We start from the raw sequence: 14,940 nt of genomic DNA on the forward strand, positions 1-14,940 counted from the left end.
GCTTGATGCCTAGTTATGTTAAGATACAAGGAAAAATGTATGATAAAATCTGAGATTCTTCATCCTAAACTATTAGAAACATTAGCAAAATGCGGTCATAAAACAAATATATTGATTGCAGACAGTAATTATTCTTTTGTAACAAACTCTTCACCTAATGCAACTATTATCTATCTCAACTTCTGTGTTGGCGAGATTAAAAGTACATTAATTCTAGATAAGCTTTTAAAATATATAAATATTGAAAAAGCTGTTCTAATGGAAAGCCCACCTGATTTTAATAACGAAATTGAGACAGAGTACAAAGCTCTACTCCCAGAAACAGTAGAAATTGTGCATGTTGAACGTAATAAGTTTTATTCATTGGCAAAATCAAATGATACATTATTAGTAATTGCAACAGGTGAGAACCGGCGATTTGCCAATATATTACTTACAGTAGGAGTAGTTTGTTAATTCTTCTTAACTAATGATATCTATTAATAAATATACAAAAAAAATACTCAAACCAAGTTTGAGTATTTTCCCAAGATTTCTCATCATGTTGATTAACTAAATATTCATTTTTTTAATGAAAAAGGTCAATACCGCTGAGCTTATTAACGCGATCACCATAAATAAGAAGGCGTGGTTGTAGCCTCCGTTGGCGTTGTCGATAAGGAAGCCGATGATGAATGGTGATAATACGCCTGCGACTTGTCCACCAAAGTTGACGATACTTGAGGCTTTGCCCATGATTACCGGCGGAATCATATGCATTAGCATTCCCCAAAAGATAGCAAATGCGATAAACATAAAGAGTGCTGATACGCATTGGAAGACTATAGCAGCCTCAAGATTATCGACTTGGAACATTAAGAAAAGAAATATCCCAGAGATAAAAGCGGTTAAACCATATACATATTTTAATTTTTGTTCGAACTTATCAGCAAAATAGCCACCAACTAAGGTCCCTAATGCACCAAATAAGAATGGGATTGCAGCTAAGATACCGGTTTTGGAGAGCGATAATCCTCTTGCTTCAAGTAAATAACTTGGTAACCATGTGGTGAATCCCCAGAATGTGATATCAAATAAGAACCAAATTAGCGATAACTTCCAGAGTATTGGCATTTTCAATACATCTATTAACGAAGACGAGCTCTCTTCGACTGAGACATTATCGTTGATTATTTCTAATTCTTGCAGTTCATCGGCACCAATCAGACTATTTTCAGATGGATTATTGCGAATAAACTTGTAGATAAAAAAGCCTAATATAAAACCAGGAATACTTAAGATGATAAATACATCGCGCCAACCTAACCATTCAATAATGGCAACTGCCACAATTACAGATATTGCTGGTCCTAATGTGTTGACGGAAGATTGAATTGCCGTTGCTCGTCCTCGTTCTTTGGCAGGGAAATAAGTAGCGATAGTTTTCCAAGACGAAGCTGGGAAACAACCTTCACCGGCACCAAACATGAAGCGAGTCAGTAACATTAATGGTAATACATAAATTAGACCGGTAAAAAGCGTAAACATCGACCACCAAATAATGGCAAAAGCCATCACTTTACGCGGACCAAATTTATCTGATAAATAACCACCGGGAATTTGGAACAGTGCATAACCAATAAAAAATGCACTAATAATTGAACCTTGTACAGTTTTATCGATACCAAGATCATGGCCAATAAACGGCAATGAGACATTCATTACCATACGATCAAGAAACGAAAGTAACCAACCTGACCATAATAGTAATAAAATGGTATAACGCCCTTTCCATTTTTTTTGATTATACCCAGAGGTAGGAATTTTAGTATTCAATTTATTCATAAAATTTCCTTAAATAATATCATCCCAATTAACTTAAAGTTAACATTTTTGCTACTATTTTAAATTTACTCTATTTTTAGAGTAATTTGTTGACAATTTGACCAACAAATTACTTCGTTCTAAATTAAAAGCTCAAAAATCCAATGGGTATAATTCCGCTCACTTCAGTGAACTTTTATTATTATTTAATTATTAGCTGTTATAAACGTTCCATGCAGCTTGTAAACCAGCCCCTTGTACTGTTTTAAAACCAACTCGATTTAACACAGCTTCAAACGCGGTTAATGTTTGCATGACACAAGATTTTCTAGCATTATAGCCCATAGTACCAATACGCCATACATTACCTTTAAGCGGACCGAATGAAGCACCGATTTCAATACCAAAATCATTTAACATTAAATTGCGAACTTCAAGGTCATTAATATGTTCCGGACGAACCACACCAACGACATTATTCATTTTATGATCGAGATCGCCAAACAACTCAAGTCCCATAGCTTGTAAACCAGCAACCATTGCAGCCCCATTAACGCGATGACGCTCAATCACGTTATCTAAACCTTCTTGTAACACAATTCGAGCACATTCGCGTGCAGCATAAAGCATTGAGGTCGCTTCAGTGTGGTGGTTGATACGTTCAGAACTCCAGTAACGGATAATCATATCGATATCAAAATAGTTAGAATAGATCATCTCATCTCGGCCACCCGCATCATTTTCAGCACGAATACCCAGTTCAACACATTTACGAGCTTGAATAATTTCGACCATTTTTGGACTTAAAGTAAGAGGAGCAACACCTGGAGGTCCACTTAAACATTTTTGTAAACTCACTGAAACGCCATCAAGTTGCCATTTATCAACTTCAAGTGGGTTACCCACAATCGAAGCAGTTGCATCGACATAAGACAACACACCATGGCGACGACAAATTTCACCAATTTTATCCAATGGTTGCAATAATGTGGTTGAAGTGTCACCTTGCACGCAAAGTAATAGTTTGGGTTTGACTTTTTTGATAGCATCTTCAATAACATTAGGATCAAAAACTTCACCCCATGGCACTTCAATAGTATGCACATCAGCACGACAACGGTGGGCAATTTCACAAAGTAATAAACCAAAACGACCAAATACGGGTACTAATACTTTGTCACCCGGTTTAATTGTTGACACAAGAACGGCTTCAATACCGGCTCTTGCAGTACCATCAATAACAAAAGTTTGCTCATTTTTGGTTTTAAAAATATCTCGATAAAGTGACATAGTCTGATTCATATAATCAGTCATAACTGGGTCAAACTGGCCAATTAAAGGTGCCGCCATCGCTCTAGTGACACGAGGATCAGCATTGATTGGACCTGGTCCCATTAATAGTCGCGTAGGCGGATTAATTTGGTCATATTTATCTAGGTCTAACATTATTTTTTCCTTTATTAATATCGAGTTAATTGTTTGAAGATTACACTAACTCATCTTCTCTTATCTATATTTTTCAAAAAATTATTGGCAATGGGATGATGAAACTTAAACAGATTAACAATTTCATTCATCACTTTGCCCATATGCGATTTTTTCCATGCTAATGACAATGGCGATGGCTTACGTTCATTAACCACTTTACAGGCAATCAATTCACCTGAATCTAAATAAGATTGGCAGATTGATTTGGGTAAAAAACCAATACCTAATCCTCTTAAATGGCAAGCCAACTTAGTGGTAATATTTGGCACAATAATCTCAGATTGGCTAGGTAATAACCAAGCCACTCGTTTATTCATATGCACAGAGGTATCTTCAACATTAATTGCCGGATACTTACGTAAAGTATCATTAGATAACGCCCCATCAATTTGGGTGATCGGATGATTTTTGGCTGCCACAAACACCCAACTTACTTCACCAAGAGGTAGTATATTAATCATCGTATCAAGCGATTCAGTGCCTGTTGCGCCAATCGCTAAATGGCACTCACCATGTAATAACGAATCCCACACTCCCATATAAACTTGTCGATTTATATTGAAAGTAGTAAAAGGGAATTTCTCTTTTAAAAACGTCAACAAATCGGCTACCGCCTCAACATCATAGAGCAGATTATTGATGGTAATATTAATTTTTCGCTCAACACCATCACGAATCTGTTGTAACTCATCAGGCATGGTTGATAACCAAAGCAACCATTGGCTACATTGCTCATAAAGATGTTGCCCTGCCAGCGTTAGTGTCACAGTCCGTGTGGTTCGTTCAAAAAGTTGAGTATTAAGATCGGCTTCCAATGATTTAATACGATAACTAATCGCTGCTGGTGTTTTGTAAAGTAGCTTAGCCGCTTTTGAAAAGCTATTGCTCTCAACTACTTTAATAAAGGTCCGCATGGTTTCTGTATCTAGCACGATTTAATCCCTTAAAACAAAACGATCAATACCTAACCATATACCAAGTAAGAGATCGGATCCAGAGGTGTGACCATAATTCGATAAATTTTTTATTGATGAATGGTGATATTTATGTTGTGCAAATGAATTAATCACTTGTAGCACCAACAACGAAAATTTACCTTGCAGTGCATAAGTCAAAAAACTAGCACTAACAGTTGTGGTTAACAGATGTAATGACAAACGCTCAAAGGCGAATTTAAGCTGTCGAATTTGATTGTCAAAACGGCAATCGCTTGAGATAACCGCCAACATCCCCACGATAATATCATCAAAACTTGGCGTTAAACCCGGTCCTAAGCCAATAAACGGCGTAATATCATCTGCTTTACCATTCATCAAATTAGTCATGGTATTACATAATAATTCGAGTTGATATTGACCCGATAAATTGTCACTCAATTTACCAAATAAGCCGGTAGGAGTTTCTATCTCTTTCAATAGATTAGCAATTTGTGATTTATTAGCTAATGAATGTTTTTTTATATTTAATTGACAAACATGCGTATCAAGTGAAATAAAAAAAATCCCGACTTGCAAATCACCCGTTGCCGATTGATAAATAGATAAATCACTAACTAACGACAAAACATAATCAAAATCAGACGATTTAAGTACAATGCCCATGGGCGACAAACCGCTGTTATAACGATGTATAGTAATTAATTGCTGATCATCATTGATTAAATTAATCGTTTGCTGATGAGTACTAAAGAGCGACAGCTCACCCGCTTTTATCGGAATATCCGCACTAACTAAAAGTGGTTTGATAATATGAGATGCTTGCGACAAACCACGCTCTTGCAAATAATCAAAAGCGGGGATAGTAAGTCGCTGATTATTTAGCGACTTATTTAAGCATTCATCATCTACATACATCAAACTCATAGCCTATACGTCTAGTTTTTTTGCTAATGCCTCGAGTGCTTTTTCAAAACAAGCTAACGGTGCTCTAACTGTACCTGCACCAATTTGGCCCACTCCTGCTTGTTTATGGGCAATACCAGTATTAATTAATGGCGTGATCCCTGTTTCGACAACTAAACGAAGATCTAAGCCTAAACAGCATCCTTGGAAATTCCATGTAGGAATTTGGAATAACATATTATGTTCTAAATAGATTTCACTCATCTCTTCAGATACTTCATATGCAACATCCGTGCCACCGGCACCAACAAAGCGAGTAACTCCTGGTGCTGCAACCATAGCCGCCCCGCCTATACCAAAGGTTTCAGTAATAGCACTATCACCTATATCTGGGTTTGCATCTTTTTGAGAATAACCGGTAAAGAATAGACCTTGTGGAGTATTAACTGGCGCGGTAAACCACTGATCGCCAAGACCACTGACTTTAATACCAAATTCTTTACCATTACGCGTCATTGCTGTAACGATAGATCCCTCTTTAATTTGCGCTGCGCTATCCATAATTGATTTACAAAATGCCATAGCAACATTTAAGAAGAACTGATCTGTCACGCTTAAAAAGCTAAAGATTTTCTCCATTTCCGCTTTACTACGATCAAGTAAAATTAATTTTGGTGAAAGGGTTCTTAATAATAATGCTGAAGCGGCAATATTACGTTGATGGAATTCGTCACCCATTGTAATAGCTTGTGCCATCAAAGCGGTTAAATCGATACCATTATCAAACAGTTTTAATGCATCATTCAAGGCTGGCCCTAACGACTCTTTCATCCAACGATGACGGTCTAAAACCTCCTGACCATAAGCACCAAAACGCATCACTTTACCAATACCTTCATTTAAATTGCAGTAAGCACGATTACCATGGGTAATGTTTTCAACCACAATCATTGGCATATTGGCTGACGTAATTCCTCCCATTGGACCAACTGCATTAACAGAATGGCAAGGGATAAATTCAACTTGGCCTGACTCTAACAAATGCAAAGCTTGCTTCTCATCTTGAGCCCAGCCTTCAAACAAGCAAGCACCAATACAAGCACCTTGCATTGGCCCAGTCATATCATGCCAAACAATCGGTGGTCCAGCGTGAAGTAATTTTTTACCTTGCGCCAAGGTTGGTACAGCTTCTTTAGCGGATATAACGCCTACCCAATGAGGTCTAGCAGCTTTAATTCGTTCAATAATTTTTTGGTTTGCTTCATTTATTGCAGTACGTAACATATCAAAACCTCTTAATTTAATTTTTGCAAAATAGCCGCTAATTTTTTATTACCGCCGGCTATTGGCGCCCATTGATAATGCACAACAGGAATATTCGATGATTGAAGATCTTCAGCAAAACTTCTTAAACCAGCATTAATCACACTAATATGGCTTAATAAAGGATATGGTTTAATGAAATTATTTGATTTAACCGGTGTAATCAGTTTTTTAGCTAACAAAATAGCTTCCGGTAAATTATTCATTACAACAATATTCGCTGATTCTAACGCTTCAATTTGCTTACTACGACATTGCGGATCTTGCTCTGAACCAGTCACAGTTGCGATAGCTATCAGTGGATGATTATCACCTCGTTTAGCACAGGCTTTTTGATAACCTGAAATAACTGACTCAGCCGGATTGGCATTTGCGCCATAACCAATAACCAAATCAACAAGTAATACTCCTACGTCGTGATTTTCACCAAGCTGAGCAATTTTATCTTCGCGAATAGATGGATCAATCATAGGATGAGGTTTACCTACAGTGTAAAAATCATCACCTAAATCAATAATTTTATGCCCCTGTTGATCTAACATAATCCCTTTATCGTGATGATGACTGGTAGTGAGATTTAGTTCTTGAGCAAGCAACATCGCCGCTTCTGAAGCTAAGGTACCGCCAGTATATAACCCTGTAATCGTTTTATTGGCTAAATTAGGCAACTTATTCGCTATCGCTTCAACTGGACTTAATAAACAGGCTAATCGAGCTGCTTCATCTAATGTGCGTGCAAAATAGATATTATCGTCTTGAGGTTTATCGATTTTCGAGCCCAAAAATAAAGCCACCACCGGTTTAGGGATTAACTTCATGGCTGAAATCACTTTTTCCCGCACACTGTCTGCTGGCGGTTTAGAAATAAAGGTAATCACTTGTGTATCAGCATCGGCAGCGAGCATATTTAAGGCAGTAAGCGAACTAATCCCCCCGACTTCAAGCGACAAATCCCGCCCACCCAAACCGATAGCTTGCGTAATACCTTGATTCAATAACGCGATTTGTGAAACCACTTCTTGAATACCCGTACCAGACGCCCCAATTACCCCAATATTCCCTTTAGGAATAACATTAGAAAACGCTAAGGGTGCACCCGCGATAAAGGCCGTCCCACAATCGGGGCCCATCACAATTAAATCTTTTTTAGACGCTTTAGTTTTTAAACGGATTTCATCTTCGATTGATACATTATCAGAAAAAATCATCACGTTTTTATTATCGTCTAAAGCTTGATCGGCTAACTCAGCGGCGTACTCCCCAGCAATCGAAATTAACACTAAATTAGCATCAGGTAATTTTTTCGTTGCGCTAGCTAAACGCCTTGCTTTAAGTAGTTTTGCACCACCTTGCTGAGCTTGAGCGATATTTTTTAACGCATCCTCAAGTTGTTGACTAATCAACTCGACAACATCATTAGAGTCATCTTTGGTTTTAATCGCGACACAAATATCATTTGGCGTTGCATCATTAAAACTATCACTCCAAAAACCTGTTGCGGTTAATAAAGATTTATTGGCAGGAGTACCCATCATGACAGATACTTCATCAACCTCATCAAGATTACTCAGTTTTTTTGATATCAACATCAAACTAACAGAATCTTGAAAGCTTCCCTTTTTTATAAAAGATTGAATCATGAGAATAGGCCCCTCAAATATGATAAGTGCTGTTAACTTTGAACCTCATTAAGCTCATTAAAAAAATCTAATAGTTAGATTATATTTATATATTACGGAAAAAATAAACAATAAGCAGGTTATACATCACAAAACATTAACGATATCAAAAATATAATATTATTTAAAATCAGTATCATAAAAGATTGTTAAAAAATTTTTTATAATAATAACTACTTAATTTAATTAAATTTCACAAATATAAAAAAGCTAGTTTGATCACATTATTATTTGATATTAATAGTATGGTAAACAAAAAAAACATTTAAAATGATCCGTAGTATCGACACGATATGTGCGGTTAACATTAAAAGCAAAATGTTAACGATGATGGAGTTTTAAATAGCAGGTAAATATTTATGAATATTTTATATGATGATGTTGCTAATGCAGTTAAATGGATATCGAGCTTTGGTGGTTTAGAACAAGGCGGAACAACTCGATTACTTTATACTGAACAATGGCTTACTGCCCAAAATGCAATTAAAGAAAAACTCTCACAAATTGGCATGAATACCTATTTTGATGATATTGGTAACTTATATGGTCGATTTGAAGGCAGTAAATATAAAGAACAAGTCATCATGTCTGGCTCGCATGTTGATACCGTTGTTAATGGTGGCAAACTTGACGGCCAACTTGGCATCATTGCAGCTATGCTTGCCATGAAATACCTAAAAGAGAACTACGGCCAACCATTACGCACCTTAGAACTTATCTCCATGGCAGAAGAAGAAGGCAGTCGCTTTCCTTATGTCTTTTGGGGAAGCAAAAACGTATTTGCCATCGCCAACAATGATGATGTTGCCGATATCGAAGACAACAATGGCATTAAATTTGTCGATGCAATGAACAACTGCGGATTTAAATTTAACACCCAAAAAGCACGCTCCGATATCAAAGCCTTTTTAGAGTTACACATTGAACAAGGAGGCGTACTTGAGCGGGAAGAAAAAAGCATAGGGGTTGTAACCAGCATCGTTGGACAACGTCGTTACAACATCCGCTTAATAGGTGAAGCAAATCATGCGGGCACCACACCAATGAGTTACCGTAAAGATGCTATCTACGCTTTTAGCCGAATTTGCAACGAATCCATTAACAAAGCAATTAAAGTGGGTGATCCATTAGTATTAACCTTCGGTCATGTTGAACCAAAACCCAATGTGGTTAATGTCGTTCCGGGGGAAGTGATGTTCACAATAGATTGTCGTCACACTAACCAAGAAGAACTCAAAAGCTTTACCGAAGAGATTGAAGCTGACATGATCCGCATCGCCAAAGAACTTGGCCTTGAGATCGAAATAAATCGTTGGATGGATGAAGCCCCAATTCCAATGGATGACAAACTCATAAAAATGCTCGAAAACATCTGCAACCAAGAAAAACTAAGTTATCGCGTAATGCATAGTGGTGCCGGTCACGACTCACAAATTTTTGCACCACGAGTACCGACCGCCATGTTATTTGTACCAAGCATCAAAGGCATCAGCCACAACCCTGCTGAAGATACCAAAACTGAAGACTTAGTTGAAGGAATAAAAGCATTAACTTATGCCCTTTACCAATTGGCTTATCAAGAATAATAAGGAATTAAAATGACAGAAAAAAAAGGTGGCATACAGTACTGGCATAAAATCGTCGCTTTATTATTCCTCGGTTGGTTAGTGATGTGGATTTATCGCCCCGTATTAGCAGCGATTTTTCCTGAAATTCAACAAACTGTAGGACCTCAATCAAATACTGAGCTGGGCTTAATTGCTAGCTGTTACTTTTTTTCCTACACCTTAATGCAAATTCCAGCTGGGATCTTAGTTGACAAATATGGTAAAAAAGCCGTGGTGATTCCTGGCTTCATACTTTTTACCATTGCCGCTATCATGATTGGTAATGCACACTCAATGATGATGATCTATATTGGTAGCTTACTGGCAGGTCTTGGTTGTGGCTCTTACTATGGTTCGGCTTGGTCACTATCAGCCGAAAATATTCCAGCTGAAAATCGTAGCTTCGCCTCTGCCATTATCAACACTGGTGCGGCGTTAGGTATGGGCGTTTGCTTATTATCCACCAGCTTCTTAGTTAAAGCGTTGGATATGCCATGGCAATATATGCTCTATATTATTGCGGCTCTAACACTCTGCTTAATTGCTGGATTTGCAATTATCATTAAAGAGCCATCGATTAAAAGCGTCATCACCCAAAAACAGAAAACGGAAACGGCGCCGAAAGAAAAACATAACTTCTTTAGTAGCCCAATGGTGGCTTGTTACATAATGTACTTTGCAACATGCTATGGCTATTACATGGTGGTAAGCTGGTTACCCAACTTTCTTGAAACTGAACGAGGCTTTACTGGCGGAAGCATTGGCTCTGCATCATCCTTAGTCGCATTCGCGGCTATTCCTGGCGCACTTGTCATCAGTAAAATCTCGGATAAATTTCGTGCTAAACGACTATTTTTTATTATCGTATTAGAACTGCTTTCAGCCGGAACACTATTTATGGCAGTCCAATCATCCACCATCACCTTATTACTGATGGGATTAATCCTCTATGGATTATTTGGCAAGTTTGTTGTTGAACCGATTCTAATATCTCACGTGGCTGACATTGCCCCAAAAAGCAGTTATGGCACAGCATTTGGTGTATTTAACTTCTTTGGCATGAGTTCATCAGTGATAGCACCACCATTAACTGGATTATTAGCGGATATAACAGGAACCAAAATTACGGGGTTCTATGTAGCTATTGCAATCTTAATTATTGCAACAGCATTATTCTTTTTAATTAATTTGCGTAAACACATAACCAACTGATTCACGCAAAAGCATCGACTATTTATCGTTTTTTGATAAATAGTCGAAAAAGTAGTACTCACGGCAAACCTTGCCTAAATCTAAAGCATATGTTCCAAGGAGATCATTATGGGATATATCAATAACAACATCGGCTACCCAAAAGACCTATTAGCGTCCCGCGCGATAATCAAACGTCATAATTTTGCCTTAATACCGCCTGATGGCTTAGTTAAAAATATCATTCCCGGTTTTGAAAATTGTGACATCACCATCTTAGCCACACCTAAACTAGGAGCATCCTTTGTCGATTACCTTGTCACCATGCACCAAGGTGGTCAAAACTTACAAGGATTTGGGGATGATGATATTGAAGTATTTGCCTATGTGATAGAGGGTGACGTCAACGCAAAAGCCAATGACCAATCACACCGTTTACAAACTGGTGGCTACATCTACTGCCCCGCTGGGGTTAAACTCTATTTACAAAATATGACTGCTTCATCACGTTTATTCCTGTACAAACGTCGCTACAACCCTATTTCCGGTTATCAAACACGTGTGATTGCTAATCATATTCAACAACTAGAACGCATGAATTATGAAAATATGGATAACGTATTTATTCAAGACCTTCTCCCCAAAGAACTCGGTTTTGATATGAACTTCCATATTCTTACCTTCCTACCGGGTGCAAGTCATGGCTATATCGAAACCCATGTACAAGAACACGGCGCCTACTTACTTAGTGGTGAAGGTATGTACCTACTTGATAACCAGTGGATACCGGTTAAAAAAGACGACTACATCTTTATGGGAGCCTATGCGCTACAAGCGTGTTACGCTGTTGGCCAACAACCACTGAGTTATATCTACTCAAAAGATTGTCATCGGGATGTGGACATCTAAACAAAAATAAAGGACACCGTATGGAACTAATAGTTATTGCATTAGGTGGTAATGCGATTTCAAAACGAAATGAATTACTCTCTATTGACAACCAATACCAAAACATCAACAGCACGACCCAATTTATTGCCAAATTAGCCAATAAATATCGACTTGTTATTGTTCACGGCAATGGACCACAAGTTGGATTACTTGCTCTACAAAATGCCAGCTACCCAAGCGTACCCGCCTACCCGCTCGATGTCCTTGTTGCTCAAACACAAGGCATGTTAGGGTATATGATACAGCGAAGCTTACAGCAATATGTCAACCAAGTGACCTGCGTATTAACACAAGTCGAAGTAGACAGCAACGACCCATCATTCAAAGATCCAACCAAATTTATAGGCCCGGTATATCAACCTGAAGAACAACAAAAACTACAAGCCCAATATGGTTGGCAATTTAAACAAGATGGCAAATACCTAAGACGCGTTGTTCCATCCCCAAAACCGAAAAAAATTATCGAACTTAATACCATCAAAGAGCTAATTAACCAAGATACCATCGTCATCTGCAATGGTGGGGGCGGAATTCCCGTAATAAAAGATAAATCGGGTTATAAAGGTATCGAGGCGGTTATCGACAAAGATCATAGCGCTGCCCAACTGGCAATCGAACTAAAAGCTGACCACTTAATGATATTAACCGACACTGACGCCGTATATGAAAACTGGGGCACACCTGAGCAAACCGCTCTAGGCAAAGTTGATACCAAACGAATACAACCAATGGCAATCGATGATGGTGCTATGGGACCAAAAATCAAATCCGTTATTGAATTTGTCGAACAAACTGGCAATACCGCCTATATTGGCAACTTAACAGATATCGAATCGCTATTAGCACAAACAAAAGGCACTATCATCACCAAATAGCGACTATAGATAGGAGTGATAAAATGAGACTAGACAGACAAACACTACACAACTTAATTGCCAAAAAACTACATAAAGCTGGATTAACTCAAGAGCACGCCGATATTGCTGCCGATACGCTTGCATTTGCCGATGCACGAGGCATCCACTCGCATGGCGCCGTACGCGTTGAATATTATGCTGAACGCATTGCAAAAGGAGGCATGACTCACTCCCCCAATGTCACCTATAAAGAAACCGGTCCATCATCAGCAATATTAGATTTTGATAACGGATGCGGATTAGTTGCCGCTAAAGTTGGTATGGACAAAGCCATAGAAATGGCGAAAAAAAATGGCGTTGCCGTAGTCGGAATTCGTCGAATGTCACATAGTGGCTCACTTTGTTACTTTACCGAAATGGCAGCTAAACAAAACTTAGTCGCCATATCCATGTGCCAATCTGACCCAATGGCGGTTCCATATGGTGGCGCGGAAGAATTTTTTGGAACCAACCCAATCGCATTTGCAGCACCAACGAACGACGAACGGATTGTCTCATTTGACATGGCAACCACTGTCCAAGCTTGGGGAAAAGTCTTATATGCCAGATCAAAAGGCGCCTCCATTCCCCCAACATGGGCGGTCGATGAACATGGTGAACCAACAACCGATCCCCACAAAGTAAACGCCCTACTACCAATAGCCGATGCCAAAGGTTATGGTCTAATGATGATGGTCGATGTACTTTCAGGCATATTACTTGGCTTACCATTTGGTAAAAACGTTTCATCAATGTATGCGGATCTATCCCAAGGGCGCAACCTTGGTCATCTGCATATTGTAATCAACCCACAATACTTTGTTGGACTCGAAATCTTTAAACAAACCATGTCAGCTATGCTTGACCAACTAAAACAAACCAAACCAGCCAAAGGCAATAGTGAAATCTTCTTTCCAGGCGAAAGAAGCAAAAAACGTGAAGCCGATTACTTAAAAAATGGCATAGAGATAGTTGATGATATCTATAATTATTTAATTAGTGATGATATTCATTACAATCGTTATGATCATAAAAATAAATTTGCCGAATAATATCAAGGTTTCAAAAACCCCGCTCCTCAACTTTTTTTGAGACAAAATACCTAAAAAATAAACCCGCCGAGGCGGGTAATTGAAGCATCGCTTAGCCGCAAAATCGCTTTTTATAGCTAAACGACGTTGACTCCTTGAGTCAGCTTACTTTTAATCACCTAATACTATTTTTTATCACCCCCGCCCCCGCCTTAAGGATTAAGGACGAAGAAATAAATACTAAGGATGGGAGCATAGTCCGTAGTAGTAGTGGTTGTTGGTGTTGCCCCATGTCAAGTTACCGTCGTGTGAGCTCGCGACAAACTTGTAACTACCATCCGAGTCACTAGTCCAATACCAATCGAGGTCGAAGCCAACGCCTGAATAATAATACATATAGCCCCACTCAGTGAAAAAACCTGAACCTATATGACGCATAAAATGATTACCCGGTGAGGAAGGGGTGGCGCCTAAATTACCACCATAATTTGAATTTGTTAAATCCTTTACCTTAGGTACTCGATAACCAATACTATTACACCAAGATAATGTATTAGAGTAATTTTTCTTCACAGAACCACGGTAGACGAACCACTGCTTCAAAGTAAAACCATATTTGACGACAGGAGTACCATTAGTATCACGACCGACCAACTCGAATGTTTGAGGCAAAGATGGAGTAGAAATACGACCAACGTAAGGACCAGTTAAAGTAACGCGTACGCTTGTAGCAGTAGGATTAGACATTGTGACGGTGATACCTCCCTGAGAAACAGGAGACCAAGACAATGGCTGACTACTACCACTAATATCTAAATCAAAGTACAATCCATTAAGACCAGTTGTAGGAAAGTTTCTACCGTAAAGTGACGGGTCAGTTGACTGAGGGATAAAACCTTTATAAGGGTCCCACATCGAAGCTGGACCATTTTGCACAGAATTAAGGTGATGCGTACTTGGTTTGGCGAAACAAACCACAGCCCCAGCCTTAGGATTGACGTAATAAGTCACATTACGGGCATTGAAAGTACTGCGATTAGGAACGCCGTAACGAGTAGATAATGTACCGTTAGTACTGGATAACTTAATCCTATAAGGTGCGTTACAAATTGTTAGCACGGAATTACGTG

The 14,940-nt window shown here is 38.6% G+C and carries 12 protein-coding genes and 1 pseudogene; 6 read left to right on the forward strand and 7 right to left on the reverse strand.

Going from position 1 to position 14,940, the window contains the following annotated elements:
* The first annotated feature begins 39 nt into the window (after positions 1 to 39).
* Positions 40 to 456 carry an RbsD/FucU family protein gene (locus tag J3U27_RS09535; protein ID WP_267330734.1) on the forward strand — a complete coding sequence of 139 codons (417 nt, stop codon included), beginning with the start codon at positions 40 to 42 and terminating at the stop codon, positions 454 to 456.
* 96 nt (positions 457 to 552) lie between these two features.
* Here the strand turns inward: J3U27_RS09535 and J3U27_RS09540 are convergent, their stop codons facing one another.
* The 6 genes from J3U27_RS09540 to fdrA form a co-directional block, all read right to left on the reverse strand.
* Positions 553 to 1,824: an MFS transporter gene (locus tag J3U27_RS09540; protein ID WP_065733979.1), complete on the reverse strand. Its 1,272-nt coding sequence runs from the start codon at positions 1,822 to 1,824 to the stop codon at positions 553 to 555.
* A 192-nt stretch (positions 1,825 to 2,016) separates the two neighbouring features.
* Positions 2,017 to 3,249 (reverse strand): pyridoxal-phosphate-dependent aminotransferase family protein, encoded by a 1,233-nt coding sequence (locus J3U27_RS09545; RefSeq protein ID WP_065562977.1) that lies wholly within the window; start codon positions 3,247 to 3,249, stop codon positions 2,017 to 2,019.
* A gap of 50 nt (positions 3,250 to 3,299) precedes the next feature.
* A complete protein-coding gene (gene allS / locus J3U27_RS09550) occupies positions 3,300 to 4,223 on the reverse strand; it encodes an HTH-type transcriptional activator AllS (protein WP_065562976.1) in 924 nt (307 codons plus the stop codon).
* A 3-nt stretch (positions 4,224 to 4,226) separates the two neighbouring features.
* Entirely contained in the window at positions 4,227 to 5,153 is a 927-nt protein-coding gene (locus tag J3U27_RS09555) for a DUF2877 domain-containing protein (protein ID WP_267377339.1), read from the reverse strand.
* Positions 5,154 to 5,156: 3 nt separating this feature from the next.
* A complete protein-coding gene (locus J3U27_RS09560) occupies positions 5,157 to 6,416 on the reverse strand; it encodes a DUF1116 domain-containing protein (protein WP_065562974.1) in 1,260 nt (419 codons plus the stop codon).
* A gap of 11 nt (positions 6,417 to 6,427) precedes the next feature.
* On the reverse strand, positions 6,428 to 8,095 hold the full coding sequence (gene fdrA, locus J3U27_RS09565; protein WP_267377340.1) for an acyl-CoA synthetase FdrA: 1,668 nt from the start codon (positions 8,093 to 8,095) through the stop codon (positions 6,428 to 6,430).
* A gap of 398 nt (positions 8,096 to 8,493) precedes the next feature.
* Between fdrA and allC the strand changes: the two genes are divergently transcribed.
* The 5 genes from allC to allD all read left to right on the forward strand — a co-directional run bounded on the left by allC (position 8,494) and on the right by allD (position 13,831).
* Positions 8,494 to 9,720: an allantoate deiminase gene (gene allC / locus J3U27_RS09570; RefSeq protein ID WP_267377341.1), complete on the forward strand. Its 1,227-nt coding sequence runs from the start codon at positions 8,494 to 8,496 to the stop codon at positions 9,718 to 9,720.
* Positions 9,721 to 9,732: 12 nt separating this feature from the next.
* Entirely contained in the window at positions 9,733 to 10,953 is a 1,221-nt protein-coding gene (locus tag J3U27_RS09575; RefSeq protein ID WP_267377342.1) for an MFS transporter, read from the forward strand.
* A gap of 108 nt (positions 10,954 to 11,061) precedes the next feature.
* Positions 11,062 to 11,841: a (S)-ureidoglycine aminohydrolase gene (gene allE / locus J3U27_RS09580; RefSeq protein WP_220225963.1), complete on the forward strand. Its 780-nt coding sequence runs from the start codon at positions 11,062 to 11,064 to the stop codon at positions 11,839 to 11,841.
* A gap of 20 nt (positions 11,842 to 11,861) precedes the next feature.
* Entirely contained in the window at positions 11,862 to 12,758 is an 897-nt protein-coding gene (locus tag J3U27_RS09585) for a carbamate kinase (RefSeq protein ID WP_267330731.1), read from the forward strand.
* A 23-nt stretch (positions 12,759 to 12,781) separates the two neighbouring features.
* Complete coding sequence (allD, locus tag J3U27_RS09590) at positions 12,782 to 13,831, forward strand: ureidoglycolate dehydrogenase (RefSeq protein WP_065562620.1); 1,050 nt, start codon at positions 12,782 to 12,784, stop codon at positions 13,829 to 13,831.
* A 219-nt stretch (positions 13,832 to 14,050) separates the two neighbouring features.
* On the opposite strand, the pseudogene J3U27_RS09595 reads toward allD, so the two are convergent.
* Positions 14,051 to 14,940, reverse strand: a pseudogene (locus J3U27_RS09595) (hypothetical protein); the annotation flags it as partial.

It is taken from the genome of Gilliamella sp. B2911 (genome assembly GCF_026536965.1).
Classification (GTDB): domain Bacteria; phylum Pseudomonadota; class Gammaproteobacteria; order Enterobacterales; family Orbaceae; genus Gilliamella; species Gilliamella apicola_E.

What these genes read in the sequence shown, in the direction of transcription:
- J3U27_RS09535 (WP_267330734.1), top strand. Translation starts at nt 40, where the DNA reads ATGATAAAATCTGAGATTCTTCATCCTAAACTATTAGAAACATTAGCA.
- J3U27_RS09540 (WP_065733979.1), bottom strand. Translation starts at nt 1,824, where the DNA reads ATGAATAAATTGAATACTAAAATTCCTACCTCTGGGTATAATCAAAAA.
- J3U27_RS09545 (WP_065562977.1), bottom strand. Translation starts at nt 3,249, where the DNA reads ATGTTAGACCTAGATAAATATGACCAAATTAATCCGCCTACGCGACTA.
- J3U27_RS09555 (WP_267377339.1), bottom strand. Translation starts at nt 5,153, where the DNA reads ATGAGTTTGATGTATGTAGATGATGAATGCTTAAATAAGTCGCTAAAT.
- J3U27_RS09560 (WP_065562974.1), bottom strand. Translation starts at nt 6,416, where the DNA reads ATGTTACGTACTGCAATAAATGAAGCAAACCAAAAAATTATTGAACGA.
- fdrA (WP_267377340.1), bottom strand. Translation starts at nt 8,095, where the DNA reads ATGATTCAATCTTTTATAAAAAAGGGAAGCTTTCAAGATTCTGTTAGT.
- allC (WP_267377341.1), top strand. Translation starts at nt 8,494, where the DNA reads ATGAATATTTTATATGATGATGTTGCTAATGCAGTTAAATGGATATCG.
- J3U27_RS09575 (WP_267377342.1), top strand. Translation starts at nt 9,733, where the DNA reads ATGACAGAAAAAAAAGGTGGCATACAGTACTGGCATAAAATCGTCGCT.
- allE (WP_220225963.1), top strand. Translation starts at nt 11,062, where the DNA reads ATGGGATATATCAATAACAACATCGGCTACCCAAAAGACCTATTAGCG.
- J3U27_RS09585 (WP_267330731.1), top strand. Translation starts at nt 11,862, where the DNA reads ATGGAACTAATAGTTATTGCATTAGGTGGTAATGCGATTTCAAAACGA.
- allD (WP_065562620.1), top strand. Translation starts at nt 12,782, where the DNA reads ATGAGACTAGACAGACAAACACTACACAACTTAATTGCCAAAAAACTA.